17 protein-coding genes and 1 pseudogene are annotated in these 19,830 nt (G+C 62.1%); 15 read left to right on the top strand and 3 right to left on the bottom strand.

Annotated elements, in window-relative coordinates:
• Positions 1-200: 200 nt before the first annotated feature.
• Positions 201-458: a hypothetical protein gene (locus BLW50_RS22430; protein ID WP_090706804.1), complete on the top strand. Its 258-nt coding sequence runs from the start codon at positions 201-203 to the stop codon at positions 456-458.
• Between the two features lie 65 nt (positions 459-523).
• On the opposite strand, the gene BLW50_RS22435 is transcribed toward BLW50_RS22430, so the two are convergent.
• Positions 524-2,074: a UbiD family decarboxylase gene (locus BLW50_RS22435; protein ID WP_090706807.1), complete on the bottom strand. Its 1,551-nt coding sequence runs from the start codon at positions 2,072-2,074 to the stop codon at positions 524-526.
• 75 nt (positions 2,075-2,149) lie between these two features.
• Positions 2,150-3,223: a Bug family tripartite tricarboxylate transporter substrate binding protein gene (locus BLW50_RS22440; RefSeq protein ID WP_090706809.1), complete on the bottom strand. Its 1,074-nt coding sequence runs from the start codon at positions 3,221-3,223 to the stop codon at positions 2,150-2,152.
• Positions 3,224-3,450: 227 nt separating this feature from the next.
• Here BLW50_RS22440 and BLW50_RS22445 point away from each other — a divergent pair, with 227 nt between their 5' ends.
• The 10 genes and pseudogenes from BLW50_RS22445 (at position 3,451) to BLW50_RS22490 (ending at position 12,509) form a co-directional block, all read left to right on the top strand.
• Complete coding sequence (locus tag BLW50_RS22445; protein WP_090706812.1) at positions 3,451-5,037, top strand: CYTH and CHAD domain-containing protein; 1,587 nt, start codon at positions 3,451-3,453, stop codon at positions 5,035-5,037.
• A gap of 76 nt (positions 5,038-5,113) precedes the next feature.
• On the top strand, positions 5,114-5,890 hold the full coding sequence (locus BLW50_RS22450) for a hypothetical protein (protein ID WP_090709542.1): 777 nt from the start codon (positions 5,114-5,116) through the stop codon (positions 5,888-5,890).
• Between the two features lie 264 nt (positions 5,891-6,154).
• Positions 6,155-7,711 (top strand): signal recognition particle protein, encoded by a 1,557-nt coding sequence (gene ffh / locus BLW50_RS22455; RefSeq protein WP_090706815.1) that lies wholly within the window; start codon positions 6,155-6,157, stop codon positions 7,709-7,711.
• 67 nt (positions 7,712-7,778) lie between these two features.
• The gene (rpsP, locus tag BLW50_RS22460; RefSeq protein WP_090706818.1) at positions 7,779-8,138 is read left to right on the top strand and encodes a 30S ribosomal protein S16; all 360 of its coding nucleotides are present in this window, start codon (positions 7,779-7,781) and stop codon (positions 8,136-8,138) included.
• The gene (rimM, locus tag BLW50_RS22465; RefSeq protein ID WP_090706821.1) at positions 8,138-8,713 is read left to right on the top strand and encodes a ribosome maturation factor RimM; all 576 of its coding nucleotides are present in this window, start codon (positions 8,138-8,140) and stop codon (positions 8,711-8,713) included. The genes rpsP and rimM overlap by 1 nt, the downstream gene beginning before the upstream one ends.
• Before the next feature lie 24 nt (positions 8,714-8,737).
• Positions 8,738-9,184, top strand: a complete 447-nt coding sequence (locus tag BLW50_RS22470; RefSeq protein WP_090706824.1) for an acyl-CoA thioesterase — start codon at positions 8,738-8,740, stop codon at positions 9,182-9,184.
• Positions 9,181-9,735: an MOSC domain-containing protein gene (locus tag BLW50_RS22475; RefSeq protein ID WP_090706826.1), complete on the top strand. Its 555-nt coding sequence runs from the start codon at positions 9,181-9,183 to the stop codon at positions 9,733-9,735. Before BLW50_RS22470 ends, BLW50_RS22475 begins: the two co-directional genes overlap by 4 nt.
• A gap of 80 nt (positions 9,736-9,815) precedes the next feature.
• Positions 9,816-10,127 (top strand): DUF1330 domain-containing protein, encoded by a 312-nt coding sequence (locus BLW50_RS22480; protein ID WP_090706829.1) that lies wholly within the window; start codon positions 9,816-9,818, stop codon positions 10,125-10,127.
• Positions 10,128-10,162: 35 nt separating this feature from the next.
• Entirely contained in the window at positions 10,163-11,383 is a 1,221-nt protein-coding gene (rlmN, locus tag BLW50_RS22485; RefSeq protein ID WP_244544487.1) for a dual-specificity RNA methyltransferase RlmN, read from the top strand.
• Positions 11,384-11,757: 374 nt separating this feature from the next.
• Positions 11,758-12,509: pseudogene (locus BLW50_RS22490) on the top strand (MipA/OmpV family protein).
• Between the two features lie 16 nt (positions 12,510-12,525).
• On the opposite strand, the gene BLW50_RS22500 reads toward BLW50_RS22490, so the two are convergent.
• A complete protein-coding gene (locus tag BLW50_RS22500) occupies positions 12,526-13,443 on the bottom strand; it encodes a LysR family transcriptional regulator (RefSeq protein ID WP_090706838.1) in 918 nt (305 codons plus the stop codon).
• Between the two features lie 114 nt (positions 13,444-13,557).
• On the opposite strand from BLW50_RS22500, the gene mdlC reads away from it, so the two are divergent.
• The 4 genes from mdlC (at position 13,558) to BLW50_RS22520 (ending at position 19,713) form a co-directional block, all read left to right on the top strand.
• Complete coding sequence (mdlC, locus tag BLW50_RS22505) at positions 13,558-15,180, top strand: benzoylformate decarboxylase (RefSeq protein WP_090706840.1); 1,623 nt, start codon at positions 13,558-13,560, stop codon at positions 15,178-15,180.
• Positions 15,177-16,640: an aldehyde dehydrogenase gene (locus BLW50_RS22510; protein WP_139267709.1), complete on the top strand. Its 1,464-nt coding sequence runs from the start codon at positions 15,177-15,179 to the stop codon at positions 16,638-16,640. Before mdlC ends, BLW50_RS22510 begins: the two co-directional genes overlap by 4 nt.
• Before the next feature lie 241 nt (positions 16,641-16,881).
• Complete coding sequence (locus tag BLW50_RS22515) at positions 16,882-18,207, top strand: MFS transporter (protein WP_090706842.1); 1,326 nt, start codon at positions 16,882-16,884, stop codon at positions 18,205-18,207.
• A 375-nt stretch (positions 18,208-18,582) separates the two neighbouring features.
• The gene (locus BLW50_RS22520) at positions 18,583-19,713 is read left to right on the top strand and encodes a PilZ domain-containing protein (RefSeq protein ID WP_090706845.1); all 1,131 of its coding nucleotides are present in this window, start codon (positions 18,583-18,585) and stop codon (positions 19,711-19,713) included.
• Positions 19,714-19,830: the final 117 nt, after the last annotated feature.

The following is a 19,830-nucleotide window of genomic DNA, read 5'->3' on the forward strand; positions in this document are numbered from 1 at the left end:
ACCCGCGACCGGGGCGTTAAGTCGTCATCGGATCAATCTCGAGAAAACCCTTGCGGCACAGGGCTTAAGTCGACAATCAATCTTGATGCGACATTACCGGCAATACACCTATGTGGCGAGATTGACAAAATTGAGCCAGAATCCAATCGCAATTGCGGCGCACCTCGACACCCGTGATCATTTTATCACGGAGAACTCACATGTTGACTTTCAGCACACGCCTTATCCCGGCCGTTGCTGCCGCTGCGCTGCTTGCTGGTCTCGCCGTGTCGCCTGCTTCTGCAGCTCGCGCCCGTCACCATCACGCTCAACCCGTGCAGGAACAGGACTTCATGGCGACTGTTCCGGTTGGACCGGAGACGTCGGATCCCAATTGCTATCCGACCCGCATTCAAGTGCCGACGGTGAGCGGCCTGCAATGGGAATATCAGAACACTTGCCCGTATGCGGACAATTGATCCTGATAACGCGTAAATAAAACGGCGGGCATGGGGCCCGCCGTTTTTCATTGAGCGGCTTTTTTCTAGCGGCTCTTCTGCCCTTCTTCCTGGTAGACGAATTTCTCTTCGCTTTCGAAGGCGCGCACTTGCGGCGCCTTGCCCGGCAAGCCCAACTCCTCCCAGCGCGCGGCGACCTTGTCATAGGTTGATTTGCGCAGCGTGGTGCGGGCGGAGAACACCGGCAGATAACGGTGATCCTTGCAGGCGTTGATCAATACCTTCGAGCCATAGGGCCGCTTCTCCGGCGGGTTCTGCGACGGATCGAGCGGCGTGCTCCAGGTGTTGCGCAGAATGTCCATGTCATCGATGGGATTGCAGCGGCTGCCCATGGCCCACAGCACCTGATCGATGTCGGTGGGATCGACGTCCTCGTCCACGGCGATAATGAACTTGGTGTAGTAGGCGCCTCCCGGCACTTGCGCCGCGAGCGCCAGCACCTGCGCGGCATGGCCAGCATAGCGCTGCTGCAGGCTGATGATCGTCATGCCGAAGCCGCCGGCAGCGGCAGGATGCGAATAGATGCCTTGAATGCCAAGCACACCGAGCTTGTCGAAATCGTCCCAGATTTTCGCCGAGCGGACAATGGCGAAGAAGCCGCTCTGCTCGCAGGACGGATAGTCGGCCATCAAGGCGTTGGTCAGCACCGGGCTGGTGCGATAGTGCACGGCGGTGATTTCGACGAGCGGGCAGGCCGCTTCCGGCTTGCCGTAATAGCCGGTGAACTCGCCAAACGGACCCTCCGCTTTCAAGGCGTTGGGGCGCAGGATGCCCTCGATGACGAGTTCGGCATTGGCCGGGATCAAGAGATCGGTGGTCGTGCCTTTGACGACGGGAATCGGCTGGCCCTTGATGCCGCCGGCATATTCATATTCCGACACGGTCTTGGGGAAGGATTGCGATCCCACCAGCATGAACAGCGGGTCGATGCCCCAGGCGGCGGCGACATGCAGCGGCTCGCCCTTGTCCCAGGCCTTTTGGATGTGCAGGCGCGCGTCCTTGCCGGGCGACAGATAGAGCCCGACATGGTTCTTGTCCTGCTGCATCATCCGGTAGGTGCCGATGTTGAGATAACCGGTCTCGGGGTCGCGGGTGATGACGGCGTCGCAGGTGCCGGCATAGCGGCCGCCGTCGCGCGGCCAATGCTTGGGGATCGGCAGCAGGTCGAGGTCGATATCCTTGCCGGTAAGCGTGTTCTCGTAGACCGGCGCTTCGCTGCGCGGAACCTCGCGCGGCGGCGTGCGGCGCTTCAATTTGTCCTTGGTGCGACGGATCAGTTCGACTGTCGGCGTATCTGGATCTTCCTCGAGCGAAATGGCGATGCGACGCACGCTCGGGCCAAACGGCGACCACAGATGCCGCGCGCCGATGGGATTGTTGTCGAAGCCGACGACCTTGCTGAACAAAGCGGCGGGTGATGGCTTCTGCTTGGCGAGCAGGTAGGAGATGGCGCTCATCTCTTCATCGCGATCGACCGGCTTGTCGACGCGCACCAGTTCACCGATCTCTTCCACACGGGCGAGCCATTCGCGCAAATCCTGAATCGGCGCGCGCACCGTGTTGGTCGTGTCGTCCATAGCGTTATCCTCTCCTAATTATGTCGCGTGCGAAGTGGCGCGGATTATTTCGCGCTCTATGGCACGGCGCGCGCTCTATTGCTCGAAATATTTGCGCGCCCGCAATTTCAGCGGATCAGGCGCGGCAAACAGTGCCTCGATGGTCTCGTGCATGCGCTGCGGGCTGATCGGATTGACGTCGATCTGGGCCGCCGCCGCTTCCTTGAGAAACTCCGGATCCTTGGTCATGGCGACGAAGGCTGAGCGCAAAGCCGCGACCCGCTCGGCCGGCACGCCGGGCATGACGGTGAAGGGATAGCCCATGCGATTGCCCGTGGTCACGATCCGCGCCACCAGTCGATCCTCCGCATTCGGGATCACATCGTCGAGTTCGGGGACGCTTTTGAGCTCGTCCGGCTTCAGGCCGGAATAAACCAGAATGGACACATCCTTGTTGGCGATCCAGTTCGGCTTGGTGCTCTTGATACTGTCCCAGGAGTTGTTGCGGGCTTCCACCTCGCCACGTTCCATGGCGAGGTTGAGAGCGCTGGAGCCGGGATAGCCGGTGATCATTTTGAATTTGGTGCCGGCCAGATCGTTGAGCATCACCGGATAAATATAGGTAATGCCGGAGGTGCCGTTGGAGCCGGCGATGATTTCCTTCGTGCGGGCTTCGGCGATGGTGTGCACGCCCGTCGTCTTCCAGGTGATCATGGTTTCGGTGGTCGGTGTTAGCGCGCCGATCCATTGGAACTGCCGGGCGTTGAATTGCACGCCCTCCTTGCCCACCGCCTGATAGGTCGGCAGTCCATTCTGGATCAGGCCGATGGCTGTCCCGTCGCGGGGGGCGACACGATAGAGATAGTTGGCCATCACCAGGCCGGTGGCGCCGGTCATGTTCTGCGGCACCGGTGTCGGATTGCCGGGGATGAAGCGGACAATATGACGCGCGACAAGGCGCATCTGCAGATCGTAACCGCCGCCGGCGCTGACGCCGACAAGAAACTGAAGATTCTTGCCTTTGTAGAAATTTTCGACCGGGTCGGCCTGCGCCAGAGTGGCTGCGGTCAGCAGACCAAGCGCCGCTCCCGTGCAAGCGCGACGAAAAGCCGAGCGACGAAAAGTAATGCGGAAAATGCCAAATTTGCTCCCGATCATCCCCATGATCATTATGTCGTCCTCCCGAATTTAATTTGTTGCAGTAATCTTATACGGAGTTCGGGCGGAAGGCGAAGGACCTGTGGTCTAGCTGGCTGCCGCGAGATTTTGATCCTGCGCGGAGAATCCGCTTCGCGCGGCTTGATTGTGACACTGAGGTGACGGCCTATAGTGCTGGCGGCAGCGGACCGCCCGCACGCGTTCTTTTGAACCCCCTGCGCCCTGGACCCGATTTAACCATGACAGACACGACCGATACGGTCGCGCCGGCCCCCGAGACTGTTGCGGAAAGTCCGCAATCGGTCGGCCGTGAAATTGAAATCAAGCTGACAGGCGACACGCGACAGATCGTTGATGCTTGCGATTGGCTGGCCCGCAATGGCGCTGCATTTCGGCCGCGTGCGGCCAGCCTCTACTCGGTCTATTTCGACACCGCCGACGAGCGGTTGCGCGCCGCCGGCATGGCGCTGCGCGTGCGCAAGGTGCGTGGCCGCCACATTCTCACGTTCAAATGGCGCAGCCCCGATGCGGCGACGGCGTTCGAGCGTGGCGAGGCGGAAGCGCGTGTCGCGGGGCCCGAGCCTGATCTCGATGCGTTGGGCGCCGACACAGCCGCGCTTATCCGCGGCGTGTGCGGCGAGGCGGCGTTGGAGCCGCGCTTCACCACCGAATTGAAACGGCGCGATGCCATCGCTCTGCCGGGCCTGTCGAATATTAAAGTGTCTGTCGATCGTGGCCATGTCATCGCGGGGGATCGCCGTGTCGAGGTCGAGGAAATCGAATTCGAACTGGCGGACGGCGATATTGGCGATCTGATCGATCTTGCCGCGCGCCTGACCGACGCCTGCGGTCTGCGGCTTGGGTCGCGCACCAAATCGGAACGCGGCTATGCGCTCGCCGCCGGCGAAGTGCCGCAATGCGTCAAGGCGCTGCCGCTGACATTAGCCGCCGATGCGGCGACAGAAGTGGCGATCGGCGCCATTCTCACCGCCGCCGTCGAGCAGTTCGTCGCCAACTGGCCGGGCCTGCTCGAAGCCGAGCAGCCAGAAGCCGTGCATCAGATGCGCGTCGCGCTGCGCCGCTTGCGGGCCGCGATCAAATTGTTCCAGCGCGAATTTCCCTGCGCCGATTTCGCCATTCTCGAGCGTCGCGCCAGCGACATCGCTTCGGCCATGGGCCAGGCGCGCGACATGGATGCTTTCACCGCTCTCGTCGAGGAGGGCCCCGGCGTCACTTTGAAGGATGATGCCGATTTCGGCCCGCTGCTGGAGAGCGCGGCGCTGCGCCGGTTCGAGGGCTATGAAAAGGTTCGGGCGGTTCTGCTCGATCCGACGACCACCGGTTTCGTGCTGGACCTTTATAGTTTCGTGCTGCGCCGCGGCTGGCGCGGGGCGCTCGATGTCGAAGCGCTCGGCCGCCTGTCGATGCCCGCCGAAGCTTTCGCGAGCGAAACCCTCAACCGGCTGCACAAGCGGGTGCGCAAGCGCGGCAAGGACATCGAGCATCTGAGTTCGGACGAGCGCCACCGCCTGCGCATCGCCTTCAAGGACCTGCGCTACGCCGCCGAATTCTTCTCGGCGCTGTATCCGCAAAAGGCCGGAGCGAAGTCGTTCATCCGCGCCATTTCCAAGCTTCAGGACGTGTTCGGCGCCTATAACGACACCATCACCGCCCACACCATCGTGGCGGCGCTGCAGGGCGAGGGCGCCATCGACGGCGCGGCCGGCATGGTGCTTGGCTGGTGCGCGAGGGGCGCTGCCGATGCCGAGACCCATCTGGCGGCGAGCTGGAAGACCTTCCGCAAGCTGGAGAAATTCTGGGACTAGGTGGAACGCCTTGGCGGTCCTGGCAACCCAAGGGGCCGATGGCCCCTTCCAAGTGCCCCTTCAATATGAGCCTTTCTTGAAATACACATTCCCGGCGCTTTTGTTGGCACTCTGGTTTGGTCTTGCGCCGTCGGTGGCCCAGGCTGATGTCTCCGCCTCAAACCAGAATGAAGCGGCTTCCGCGTTTCAAGCGGTTGATGCCCTGACGCGCCAGACGCGTGCGCAAGGGGATTTGCCGCGCTGGTCTAATCCGGAACACGCCAAAGTGCTCGGCAGGTTTTGGGATGTGAAGGCGACCCTGGGCACGCCGCCCTATCGCTCCGCCGACGTGCCGGCGCTTCTGCCTATCGGCCATCGGGCAGGGGCGCTCTACAAAACCTATGTCCTGTTCGCGCCGCAGGCGGGAACCGTGCCGGACACAGCCGCCAATACCGCGAAATATCAGGACGAGATCGCCCGGGCGGGCGCCTATCTCTTGCGTGTGCAGGCAGTCGGTCTTGAGGCCATCGCCGATTTTGTCGAGACGCTGCCGGCAGCCCAGATGAACGCCGCGCGCCGTGATGGACTAAGTAAATTACGACTTGGAATCAATGAGATGGTGACGGGTATCGTCTTGATGCTGCGCTCGCCGGACCTGCGCTCCGAAAACCGCGGCCTTCTGCTCGATGCGCTGGGCGAGGGCGCCGCGACCCTGGCGGCTTCGACCCCGCCGGCCGATCGGACGGCTCTGATCGCTCAGATCGACACGGTCCTGCCCGGCCTGTCCGCGCCGGAGCGTGAAAAGGCACTGGCGCTCAAAGCGGCTTTCGAGCGTAAGGCGTGCGTCGGGCTCTGCGCCGTGGAAGCCCAGTAAGTTGAAGGGCTTGCAGTTATCGACGGCGGCTGTGCGAAGCCGCTGAACTGTCATTGGGGCGGCCAGGGAAAGTTGACTCTCCCGTCGCCCCCGCCTAAAAACCACCCACTCTCGTCAGAGACGTTCTTTTGACACAGCCCCGTGGAACCCCTGAGGTTCGGGGTCAACGCCCGGCAGCGCGATGCGCCCCCGGGCGCGCTTGGCTTTGGAACTCGGCTTTGGAGCGCGGCTCTAAAGCCCTGACACGAGCGATTGGAGTTTTGCATGTTCGAGGGCCTTTCCGACAAGCTCTCCGGCATATTTGATACGCTGACGCGGCGCGGCGCTCTCTCCGAGAGCGACGTCAATACCGCTATGCGCGAAGTGCGACGCGCCTTGCTTGAGGCCGATGTCGCCCTCGACGTGGTGCGCGACTTCACCGAGAAGGTGCGCGTCCAGGCCATCGGCGCCAATGTGGTGAAATCGGTCACGCCGGGGCAGATGGTCGTCAAGATCGTCAACGACGTGCTGATCGAAACGCTCGGCTCGACCGCGGTGCCGATCGACCTGACCGCCGCGCCGCCGATCGCCATCATGATGGTCGGTCTGCAAGGCGCTGGTAAAACCACCACCACCGCCAAGATTGCCCGCCGCCTCACCGACCGGATGAAGCGCAAGGTGCTGATGGCCTCGCTCGACGTGAAACGTCCGGCGGCGCAGGAACAGCTTGCCGTGCTCGGCCGCCAGGTTGGCGTTGACACTTTGCCGATCGTCGCCGGGCAGACGCCGGTGCAGATCGCGCAACGGGCCGAACAGGCGGCGCGCTTGCAGGGCTATGACGTCGTTCTGCTCGACACCGCCGGCCGCACCCACATCGACGAGCCGTTGATGGAGGAGATGGCGGAGATCAAGCGGGCCACTAGTCCGCATGAAATCCTCTTGGTCGCCGATGCGCTGACCGGCCAGGACGCGGTCAATCTCGCTCGCAACTTCAACGATCGCGTCGGCATCACCGGCATCGTGCTGACGCGTACCGACGGCGATGGCCGTGGTGGTGCGGCGCTGTCGATGCGTGCCGTCACCGGCAAGCCGATCAAGCTCATCGGTACCGGTGAAAAGGTCGAGGATCTCGACGACTTCAATCCACAGCGCATCGCCAATCGCATTCTCGGCATGGGCGACATTGTCGCGTTGGTCGAAAAGGCGGCGGCGTCGATCGATGCCGAAAAAGCCCAGGCCATCGCCGAGAAGATGCGCAAGGGCAAGTTCGACCTCGACGACATGGCCGAACAATTGGCGCAGGTGGAAAAGATCGGTGGCCTTGGCGGCATCATGGGCATGCTGCCCGGCATCGCCAAGATGAAGGATCAGATCGCCTCGCGCATCGACGACAAGATGATCAAGCGCCAGCGCGCCATCATTCTGTCGATGACGCGCGCCGAGCGGCGCAATCCCGACGTGCTGAAGGCGTCGCGCAAGAAGCGCATCGCCGCCGGCGCTGGCATGAAGGTGGAAGACGTCAACCGGTTGCTGAAGCAGCACCGGCAGATGGCCGACATGATGAAGGCCATGGGCGGCGCCAACAAGCGTGGCCCGATGGGCAAGATGGCGCAGATGTTTGGGCTCGGCGGTGGCGGCGGCATGCCCTCGCCGGAGCAGATGGCTGAATTGCAGAAGCAGATGGGTGGCGCTGCACCGCAGCTCCCCGAAAAGCCCCCGCCGGGTTTGACCAGTGGCGGGCCGCTTCTGCCCAACGGACTTCCGGGACTGGGCGGGCCGAAACTGCCCGGCCTCGGCGGCGGAACACCGGGCGGGTTCAACCCGTTTGGGAAGAAGAAGTGAAGTGAAACGCGTGATGCGGGCAGGAACTGCCGTGCATCGTCAAATGAAGATCTGAAAGGAAGTCACTATGTCTCTTAAAATTCGTCTGTCGCGCGGTGGCGCCAAGAAGCGTCCGTACTACAGCATCGTGATCGCTGACTCGCGCATGCCGCGCGACGGCCGTTTCATCGAGAAGATCGGCACGTTCGATCCGCTGAAGCCCAAGGACAACGCCGCGCGTCTCGTGCTCGATGTCGAGAAGGCCAAGGATTGGATGACCAAGGGCGCCCAGCCGACCGATCGCGTCTCGCGTCTGCTCGATGGTCTCGGCGTGCTGAAGCGCGAAGCGCACAGCAACCCGGAGAAGGCCAAGCCGAAGAAGAAGGCGCAGGAACGCGCCGCTGCTGAAGCGGCTGCCGCTGCCAAGGCTGAAGCGCCGGCCGCTTGATGGCTGCTGCTCTGGGCGGGCGCGACGGCAACACTGTCGCGCCGGCTTCCGGCCTCGTCCTCGTCGGCCGCTTCGGCGCGCCGCACGGGGTGCGTGGCGAAATCCGCATCAAATCCTATACGGGCGACCCGTTGGCGCTTGCTGGTTACAGCGGGTTGACCGATGCCACGGGCACGCGGTCGTTCGCGCTGAAGCGGGCGCGGCCGGTGAAGGACGATATGATCGTCGGTCAGGTCGACGGGGTCGGTGACCGCAACGCCGCCGAAGCACTTGTCAATCTCGAGATCTTCGTGCCGCGCGCCAATCTACCGGCGCCCGACGAAGACGAATTCTATTTCTCCGATCTGATCGGGCTCGCGGTCCTGCTGCCTGACGGCAGCACGTTCGGCAAGGTGCGGGCGGTTGATAATTTCGGCGCCGGCGACATTCTGATGATCGAGACCGCCACGGGCGACGAGGCGCTGTTGCCTTTCACCAAGGCGGTGGTGCCGAAGGTCGATATCGCAGGCGGCGCCGTGCATGTGATTTTGCCGGAAGAGATCGAGGGCGAGCCCGAGAGTCCGCCAACCGAGTGAAATTTAAGCGCGAGGTGTTTGGGGATGGCTGAGAGATCGCAACTTGCCCGCCGCGCCGATTATGTGCGCTTCGTGCCGATCTCGACGCGCTGGCACGACAATGATGTCTACGGCCACATCAACAATGTCATCTATTATTCCTACTTCGACACGGCGGTGAATCAATTGCTGGTCGAAGCCGGCGTGCTCGATCCGGTGACCAATGAGATCATCGGGCTCGTGGTCGAAACGCGCTGCGCCTATTTCGCGCCGATCGCTTTTCCCGATCGGATCGATGTCGGCGTCAAAGTGGTGCATCTGGGCACGTCGTCGGTGCGCTATGATGTCGGTATTTTCCGGGGTGACGCGGAAATCACCAGTGCGCGGGGTGATTTCACCCATGTCTATGTCGAGCGCGCTTCGGGCGCGTCGACGCCTATTCCCGCCGCTGTCCGTGCGGTGCTGGAACAGTTGCAAGGCAGTGAAACATGAATGGTGTGGTCCAGGGCCTAGTCAAAGCCGTCAGCGTCAGCCCGCGCCATGCCTTCAGCAAGGCGAATGCCTTGTCGATCCGGCTGATCGAGGGCCATGGCGTCGATGGCGATGCGCATATGGGCGTGACGGTGAAGCATCGTTCGCGTGTGGCGAAGAACCCGCAGGCGCCGAACCTGCGCCAGGTGCATCTGATGCACGCTGAACTGTTCGAGGAATTGCAGGCGGCCGGCTTTAGCGTGGCTGCCGGCGATATGGGCGAGAATGTTACGACGCGGGGCGTCGATCTGTTGTCGCTGCCGCAGGGCGCGCGGCTCAGGCTCGGCGACGAAGCGGTGGTTGAAGTGACCGGCCTGCGCAATCCCTGCGGCCAGATCGATAAGTTTCAGCCGGGCCTGATGAAGGCGGTGCTCGGCCGCGATGCGGACGGCGGCCTCATCCGCAAAACCGGCGTCATGGCGATTGTGCTCACCGGCGGCGAAGTGCGGCCCGGGGATGCGATTGCCGTCGAATTGCCGCAAGGCGAGCCCAGGAAGCTGGAGCCGGTTTAGCGACTGCGGATGCGAAAATCGCCGAAAGGCGCTATGCCTGGGGTCGAAATTGCCGATTTCGGCCTGAAACAGGGTGGCGCATGTCGGACAAGGGTTTGCCCGCAAAGGGATATTGGATCGGGACCGTCGATGTGACTGACCCGGCCGCCTATAAGGACTATATAGCGGCCAATGCCGTGGCCTTCGAGAAATACGGGGCCAAGTTTCTGGTGCGCGGCGGTAAGACGGAGACGCTGGAAGGCCGGTTCCGGGCTCGAACCGTCGTTCTCGAGTTCAAGGATTACGAGACGGCGCTCGCCTGTTACCACTCGCCGGAATATGCGGCGGCCAGGGCGTTGCGGGACAATGCCAGCATGGGCGATCTGATTGTTGCCGAGGGCTATATGTCCTGAGGTGATGTGAAATGGTTGGAATGATGAACGAGACGATGACAGCGCAGACCGATTTGCGATCCGACATCAGCCCCGCGCCAGCGCGGGCTTTGCCGTCGCTTGTTGGTATGACGCGCGCGCGTCTTGGTGAGGCGCTGCGCGCCGTCGACGTGCCGGAACGTGAGATCCGCATGCGCGTCGGCCAGCTCTGGCAGTGGATCTATTTCCATGGCGCGCGGGACTTCGCCGCCATGCTCAACATCGGCAAGCCGCTGCGCGCCCTCCTGACCGAGCATTATTCGTTGACGCGGCCGCAGGTCGTCGCCGAACAGGTGTCGAGCGACGGCACGCGCAAATGGCTCATCCGCCTCGATCCTGTCGATGCCAAGGATAAGGGCGCGGAAGTCGAGTGCGTCTACATTCCCGAGAGCGATCGCGGCACCTTGTGCGTGTCGAGCCAGGTTGGCTGCACGCTCACCTGTACGTTCTGCCACACGGGCACGCAGAAACTGGTGCGCAATCTGAGCGCCGAAGAAATCGCCGTGCAGGTGGTGGTGGCGCGCGACATGCTCGGCGATTTTCCCGGCCAGACGCCGCCGACCAATGGCTTCATCCCCTCGGGCGAAGGCGTGCGCGCCGTCTCCAACATCGTCTTCATGGGCATGGGCGAGCCGCTCTATAATTTCGACAATGTCACCGCGGCGATTTCGGTGCTCACCGATGGCGAAGGCCTGTCGCTGTCGAAGCGGCGCGTGACGGTGTCCACCTCCGGCGTCGTGCCGCAGATCGGACCGTTGGGCGAAGCCAATGGCACCGCATTGGCGATCTCACTGCATGCGGTGCGCGATGATCTGCGCAACACGCTGGTGCCGCTCAACAAGAAATATCCGATCAAGGATCTGCTCGACGCCTGCCGCAATTATCCGGGGCTATCGAACGCACGCCGCATCACCTTCGAATATGTGATGCTGAAGGGCGTCAACGATTCCCGCGCCGAGGCGAAAGAACTGGTGCGGCTGCTCAAGGGCATTCCGGCCAAGATCAATCTCATTCCATTCAATCCATGGCCGGGCACGAAATATGAGTGTTCGGACTGGGATACGATCGAGCAATTCTCCGACATCGTCTTCAATGCCGGCTATGCCAGCCCGGTGCGCACGCCGCGCGGCCGCGACATCCTGGCTGCCTGCGGCCAGTTGAAGAGCGAGACCGAGAAGCTGCGGGCGCGCGCCCGCATGATCGAAGCTGATGACGAAAGTCATCCCGAATCCAAATGAAAACAGCGTCCTAAAATGGCTTTCATGTTTTGTTAGCCATGTTGCTTTGGCTCGCATTAACGTAAACGGCCTATCTGTCGATTCATTGATCGTTGCTGTTCATTTGAATCGGATTGTCCATGCGTTTGCGTTTGCCCATCGCTGTTTTCGCGGCGTCTGCTGTTGTCCTGCCCGCCTTTCTGATCAACACCGTCGAAGCCGCGCCGCGCCAGGAGCGACATCAAGAGCGGCATCGTCATCTGCACAAGACGACGAAGAAAAGGCCGCATCCCACCGTGCGCCGGCATCATCATGCGGCGCCGCGTCCCGTCTATCGACCGGCGCCGCGCTATGTCGCAGCACCCATGCCGATGTCGGCGCCCTTGTCAGCGCCGATGCCCGAACCGGCCGCGCCATCGTTCTTCTCGCCCTATGGCTGGTTGATCACGGTGAATGCCAAGACTTTCGTCTCGCCGCGCTTCACCGGTTCCGACAATTACAGTTTCATCGCTTTTCCCACCGTGTCGTTTCGCCGTCCGGGCGAAGCGCCGGAATGGTCATCGCCCGATGACAACATCAGCTTCGCGGCCTTTTCGAGCGGTGGTGTCAGCGCGGGCCCAGTCGTTGCCTATCGCGGCGGTCGCTACGATCAAGGCAATCGCGAATTGTGGGGCGTGCACAACGTGCGCTGGACGTTGGAGCCTGGCCTGTTCGGACAGATCTGGCTGGTGCCCGATACGCTGCGCGCCCGTCTTGAAATCCGCCGCGGCTTTCGCGGCGAGGATGGGTTCGTCGCCCTTCTGGGCGCGGACTGGGTGACGCGCTGGCAGCAGTTCACTTTCGCCATCGGCCCGCGCTTCAACTTCGCCGATGGCCGTTCGATGCGCTCGCGCTTTGGTGTCACGGCGACCGACTTCCTCGCCAATCCGGTCTATGCGCCCCACGCGCCGGGGCGGGGTTGGTTTCGGCCGGTCTCTATTCGTCGCTCACCTATCGCTATTCGCCGGACTGGGCGTTCACCCTGCACGGTGGCTACGACAGGTTGACCGGTGGGGCGGCGTCGAGCCCGATCGTGCGCCAGACCGGCAGCCGCAACCAGTTCACGGTCGGCCTAGCCGCCAGCTACACCTTCCAGCTGACACGCTGATCGGAATGCTGCTCGACTACGTGCCTTTACTGGCACGTTTTCCAACACTGCGGATGTAGTGGAGCAGGGCCGCAGCCGAAGGTGTCAGCAGGCCTTTTCTGCGACGATAGACGCGAAACGTGCGCCGCCATTCGAGCTCGGCAACAGGTATGCGCACCATCTCTTCCCGTCGTACTTCGGCCTGCACGGTTGGTAAGGGCAGCCAGCAGAGAATGTCGGCGGATTGTACCGCGGTCTTGATGACCTGCACCGAACGCGAAACGATCAACGGCATTTTCGGTTCAAGCGCGTGGTTGTGAAAGCGCTTCAACCACTCCTTGCCAACCGGGCTTCCGATCGGCGGCAGCGCCCAATCGCGGGTGGCGATATCCGCGATTGTCACGGAGCGCTGCTGGGTCAGCGGGTGGTGGGCGCCCGCATAGACATAGACCGTGTCGAACAGGATATCGGGCGCCGCCAGACTGATGGCATCGCCGACATAAGGCTCGGACGAGACGGCGATGTCCAAATCCCCCGATTTGAGGGCTTCCAGCACGCTGTCCTCTAGTCCCTCCGTGACTTGGAACGAGATGTCGGGATGGTTTTGCCGCATGTCGCAGATCGCCGCCATGACGATGCCGCCGACCACGCTGGCAACGCCACCGACGCGAACGACGCCACGGCTGGCGCCGCGCATCTGTTGGATCACGTCGCGGGCGCTGGCCAGTTCCGAGACGACGAGTTCGGCGTAGGGCAGCAGCGCCTCGCCATAGGGTGTTAGCGCCACGCCGCGCGTGTTGCGCTCGAACAGCGGAACGCCAAACCCCTCTTCAAGAATTTTCAATGATCTGCTGACCGCTGGCTGGGTCAGGTTCAAGGCCGTGGCTGCCCGCCCCAGGCTGCCCTTTCGCACGCATTCCAACAGAATCGTGGCGCTTCGCACGTCCAAAGTCATGTTTTTTTGTAATGGCTTTTTCCAATTTTATCAATTCCGGCGAGGGGCCCGGTTTGCCACTGTGCCCGCAAGTTCTTGACGCAAGCCCAGAAGCCGGGCGCACGAGGAGAGGGGATGAACAAGGAAAATAACGACTTCGCACGGGGTTCGGCGGTCGCTGGCCTCACCGTTAGCGAAGCAGTCTTCGATTTTCTGCGGCGGCAAGGGGTCGAGCGCATCTTCGGCAATCCCGGTTCGACCGAACTGCCCATGTTCGTCGATCTGCCGCAGAGCTTTTCCTATGTCCTGGGATTGCAGGAATCGATTGTGGTGGGCATGGCCGACGCCTATGCCCAGCTCACCGGCCGCCCCGCCTTCGTCAATTTGCATTCCGCCGCCGGGCTTGGCCATGCGATGGGCAATATCTACACGGCCTTCCGCAACCGCGCGCCTCTCGTGATCACGACAGGCCAGCAGACGCGCGACCTGCTGCCTCACGATCCCTTTTTGTTCAACGAAAGCCCGACGGAATTTCCCAAGCCCTATGTCAAATGGGCCTGTGAGCCGGCGCGCGCGGAAGACGTTCCTGCCGCGATCGCCCGGGCGTTCTACATCGCCATGCAGCCGCCGAGAGGCCCAGTTATCGTCTCCATCCCGCTCGACGATTGGTCGCGGCCGGCGCAGCCGGTGCTCGAACGAAGGTTGAGCACGGTCCTTGGATGCGATCCCGAGGCGCTTGAAAGAATCGCGGGCCAAATTGATGCGGCCAAGGAGCCGGTCCTGGTGGTGGGACCTGGTGTCGATAGCGATGATGCTTGGTTCAGCACCGTCCGGCTGGCGGAAAAACTGCAGGCCAAGGTCTGGGTAAGTCCGATCTCGGCCCGTTGCAGCTTTCCTGAGCGGCATCCCCTCTTCGCCGGCTTCCTGCCCGCGCATCAACCAGGGCTTTCCGACTGTCTGGCACCGGCGGACTATGTCCTCGTCCTCGGCGCGCCCGTTTTCACCTATCACTTTCCGGGAAGCGGCGGCCATTTGCGTGAGGGCACCGGCCTCGGCTTGATCAGCGATGATCCCCGTCACGTCACCGGCGCGGCTTTGGGCGACGCGATGCTGTCCAATATTCGCCTGGCAACGGAACAGCTCGGCGACAGAGTGCGGTCGCGCGCGGCCCGCGCGGATGGTCCAGCGCGTGTCATACGGCGCATCGAGGCGCCTGCCGGCATTACGCCTGACTTTCTGTTCCAGACCCTCGACGATGTCCGCTCGCCGCAGAGCATCATCGTCGAGGAATCGCCGAGCACGCGCTCGACAATGCATGACCACTTTCCCATCGAGAGGCCGCGTGGCTTCTTCGCAACCGCCAGCGGTGGTCTGGGTTACGGTCTTCCGGCGGCGGTAGGCGCAGCCCTTACGCGACCGGAGCATCCCGTCATCCTCATCATCGGTGATGGCTCCAGTCTCTATGCCATTCAAGCGCTGTGGTCGGCCGCTGAATATGACGCTGATCTCTTGATCGTCGTCCTCAACAATGGGGGCTATGAGGCGTTGCGCGGCATTGCGCGGACCGAAAGCGCGCCGCGTATCGACGGCGTCGGCATCGGCCATATCGATTTCGTCGCCATTGCCCAAGCGCAAGGCTGTGCGGCGACGCGCTGCGAACGCGGCGCGGAGCTCAACGCCTGTTTGCGCGATTTGCTGAACCGCAAAGGCCCGCGGCTCTTGGAAGTCATTTTGTCAAAGGAGGAGGGACAGGCATGAATATGATCGCTCGAGACATTGCACCGCCCAAGGCGCCGGAAAAGTTCTTCATCGACGGAAAATGGGTCGAACCCTTGTCGCAAAGCCGGCTGGAGGTCATCTCTCCTGTCACCGAAAAGTCGATCATGACCTATCCCGAGGCGGGCAAAGCCGACATCGATCGCGCCGTCGCTGCGGCGCGCGAAGCCTTCGACAACGGCCCTTGGCCGCGCCTCACTCCAGCCGAGCGCGCTGGCTACTTGCGCAAAATCGGCGACCTTCTGACCAGCCGCCTTGATGATATCGCCCATGCGTGGACCTTGCAGGTCGGCGCGCCCATCATGCTGACCAAGAAGCTGGTCGGACAGAACCCAACGCTTTTCAAAACCTATGCGGACATCATCGAAAACTACGCCTTCGTCGATGAGCGCACCCGCCAGGATGGCGGCAAGCTGCGCGTGGCGAAGGAGCCGATCGGTGTCTGCGCGGCGATCACGCCGTGGAACGCACCGCTGGTGCTGCTGTGCTACAAGATTTCGGCGGCGCTCGCGGCAGGCTGTACCATCGTCGCCAAGCCTTCGCCCGAGACACCGCTGGAAGCCTATATCCTCGCCGAATGTATCGAGCAGGCTGGCTTGCCGCCCGGTGTCTTCAACCTTGTGCCCGCCGGGCGCGACAGCGGCGATTATCTCGTTCGCCACAAGGATGTCGACAAGGTGGCTTTCACCGGCAGCACGGCCGCCGGCAAGCACATCGCGTCCGTCTGCGCCGAGAGGCTGGCGCGCGTCAGCCTGGAACTCGGTGGCAAGTCCGCCGCCGTTCTGCTCGATGATGCCGACTTCGCCGCGGCCCTGCCGTCTCTCATGGTCTACACCATGCCGATCACGGGGCAGGTCTGCTTTTCGCTGACACGCATTCTCGTGCCCGAACATCGTAAGCAGGAATTCACCGATCTGTATCTGGGCGCAGTTTCCAAGATCAAGGTTGGCGATCCGTTCGATCCGTCCACGACGATGGGGCCCCTGACCAAGGTCCAACAGCTCGAGCGTGTATTGAACTATATCCAGATCGGCCGCGACGAAGGCGCGACCGTGGCCATCGGTGGCGGTCGACCTGCTGGATTCGAGCGCGGCTACTTCGTCGAGCCCACCGTCTTCACCGACGTGAAGCCGGAGATGCGGATTGCTCAAGAGGAGATCTTTGGCCCTGTCGTCTCGCTCATCACCTATACCGACGAAGACGATGCGGTGAAGAAGGCCAATGATTCCGTCTATGGGCTGAACGCCTCCGTCTACAGCGCCGACCGCGAACGCGCCTATGCTTTCGCGCGCAAGGTTCGCGCCGGCAATGTGACGGTGAACGGCGTTATCGTCGATCCGCAACATCCGTTCGGCGGCTTCAAACAATCCGGTGTCGGCCGCGAAGGCGGCGTCGAAGGCCTCGAAAACTACCTCGAAACAAAGACGATTCATTTCGCCTGATTCATTTCGAACACCGGCGGCGGGAGAGTTGCCGCCGGTCCTGCGCCACAAAACCTGCCGGCCTAATGTTCTGCAGGCTCATATATAGAGGAATCGCTTGCTAGCCCGGCGGCGTTAGTTCGCCTGCCGGCGGCTCCCAATCTCGTTCAATCCGCCGTCAACAGGCGGCCATAGCTCACGCGCGACGCGCTGCGAGGCAGCCGTTGCTCGGCCATCTACAATCATATCCGAGGGAGAAATCATGACCGACCAAGTTGCCGCCATCCCTATTGTACGCGACGTCTCGAAGGAACGGAGACTGCTCGTTTCCTGCTTCTTTGGATCGACGCTCGAATGGTACGACTTCCTGATTTACGGCCTTCTGGCCCCGAGCGTCTTCAATGTGCTGTTTTTCCCGCAATTGAATCCGACCGTCGGCATGATCGCCGTCTTCGGCATTTTCGCGATCGGCTTCATTGCGCGGCCGCTGGGCGGAATTGTTTTCGGCCACTATGGCGACCGCGTTGGACGCAAGCCGGCGATGATTGTCACATTGATCATGATGGGCATCGCCACAACGGGCATGGGCTTGTTGCCGACCTATGAGATGGCTGGGTTATGGGCGCCCGTTGCCTTGACGGTTCTGCGCTTCCTGCAAGGCTTCGCGCTGGGTGGCGAGACGGTGGGGGGGCCGTTGCTGGCCATGGAAAGCGCGCCGAGCGAAAAGCGCGGTCTTTATGCCGCCATTGTGCAGAGTGGCGCCGCCTCCGGTTTTGCCTTGGGCGCCCTGGTCGCGCTTCTCGTCAACATGCTGCCGCAGCAAGATATGCTGAGCTGGGGCTGGCGCTTGCCCTTCCTGGCTTCCGTCATTCTGATCGGTATCGGCCTGTATATCCGCACCAAAGTCGACGAGGCCAAGGACTATCGCCTGGCAGCCCGTCAGGAGCAGCCAAAGGAAGCGCCGCTCGTGGCAGTGCTTAAATATGCCAAGAAGCCGATCCTGATCATTTTTCTGCTGGAACTCGCCGCCTCCAGCGTTCCCTATCTCATCACGGTGTTCGGCCTGGCTTACGGGCTTCAGACGCTCCACGTCGATCGCTCGGTGATGCTGACGGGTATCATCATCGGCAACGTCCTTGGGATCGCCACCAATCCCTTGGGCGGCTATATCTCCGATCGGGTTGGACGCCGGCCCATGCTCTGTGTGGCCTACATCGCGTGCGCGATCTACGTCCTGTTCTTCTTCTTTCCCATGCTGGCATCGGGCAATTCATTCCTGATCGCCGCATCCATGGCGGTTCCCGCGATGGTGCTGCAACCGATGATCCTGTCCGCCAATGGCAGCTTCTACGGCGAGCTCTTCGACGATCCGCGCTATCGGTTCACCGGGGCTTCATTGGGCAAGCAGCTCGGAAACGTCGCCGGTGGCGGCATGATCCCCATGATCGCGGCCTCGATTATGGCCGCGACAGGCAATATCGGGTTCGTTAGCGCTTATTTCTGCGGGCTGTGCGTGCTCGGTCTTTTCGCCCTGTCTATCGCTCATGAAACAAGCCATGGCGCGTTGCGGCGGAAGTCGCAGCCGTAAGGGGCAGCTGTAAGGGAATGTCCTGAAAGGCGTTCATTTACAGCCAGTTCATCCGGCCGTGCCTCGGTATGGCCGGAGTTGACTGCTCCAAGTGAGAGCGCGCTATCGAGAGGCCAAAAGAGCGCCAGCAAGCGCCGCCGCCACGATATTTTAAACATTTGTCCACCATACTGGCGCGGGATACTGGCGGGTTAGATCAGGATGACTTTGGATCATTTCGATCCGAAGTCATGAAACGTGATCGAATTCAAAAGTGTAGAGCGGAATGCGAAAAGCCGGTGTTGGTTTTCGCAAGCCGCTTGGGCCGCGCGTTGACGTATCGCAAGTTTTGCGTCGGCGAGTTTTGCGTTGGCAAGTGCTGCGTTGGAGTGGGTTATGGGTGTGCGTCACGAGTGGGTTGGCCGGCGTCAGGCTGTGCGCCAAGCCTGTCACATGCGCGCGGAAATGCGCTTCATCGACGGGCGCAAGTCGATCGACTGCATGATCACCGACATCAGCGCCACCGGGGCCCGCCTGGAATTGCCGGAGGGATTCGACTGTCCGCAAGATTTCGACCTCTACATTCCCTCCCGCGATGAGACCAAGCACGCCAAGGTCCATCGGATTACCGATGAGGGCGTTGGCGTCACCTTCCTGAAATCCCGAACCGAAGAGCCGCTGGTCGTGATGATCGAGCGGTTGGCGCAGCTGGAATTGGCTTTCAACGAAGCAAAAAGCCTGGCGCCGTCGCGAGACGGTGATGTTCGGCGTGCGGTGGCGCAGGTGGAGGCGCTGCCAGCGCTTGAAGCGCGGATCAATGAACTGGCCGCCGGCCTCGCCGACTTGCGTGCGATGTTCGAGACGCGGATCGCGACACCAGCGCCAGAGCCGATCGATCATGCGCGTGAGATTGCGTCGCTACGTGAAGAGATTCGCCATGTGAATGAAGCGGCAGCGCAGCCGGCGCGCGAGTTTGCTGAGGAGACGGCCAGGGATTTCGCCGGCATCCGCGCCGACATGGGCCGGCTCGACACATCGGTACGCGCCTTGACCGAGATGGCCAGCGTCAATGCGGCGCTGACCCCCAACGATCATGGGCCTGAGATCATTTCGCTGCGTGGCGAAGTGGCGGCTTTGGCGGCGGCGGTGCGTGATGTCATGGAGGGCGCTGCGCCGCCCTCGACGCCGGCCGAGGATCTCTCCGACATCCGCGCCGAGATGGAAAAGCTCGGCGTGTCGATGCGTGGACAGGCGCATATTCCGCGACCGGAATTGTTTCGGTCGGAGGAATCCGACCCTGCTGCGACGCCGCTCGCCAGTGCGTCTAGCGCGGCCGAGATCGTTGAGCTGAAAGCGCAGATCGCAGAATTACGCGCGGCAGTCGCCAAGCTGTCTGCTGAGCCTGCAGTGCCGGTAGAGGGCGGTTCGGACGCGCTGCGTGGCGAAGTCGCGGAACTGCGCCAGTCGGTGCGCGCTTTAATCCTTGTGGTGGCCAAGAGTCTCAACACGCCGCGTCAAGCAGCCTGACCGGCGGCAGAGCGCTAACCTTGTGTCACCCCGGATACGGGCAGCGTGATCCGGGGTCCAGGAGCGCGTGGTAGAAACAAACGAAAATCAGCAGTGAAGCGGTGGCCCTTGGGTCCC

It is taken from the genome of Beijerinckia sp. 28-YEA-48, from assembly GCF_900104955.1.
Lineage (GTDB): Bacteria > Pseudomonadota > Alphaproteobacteria > Rhizobiales > Beijerinckiaceae > Terripilifer.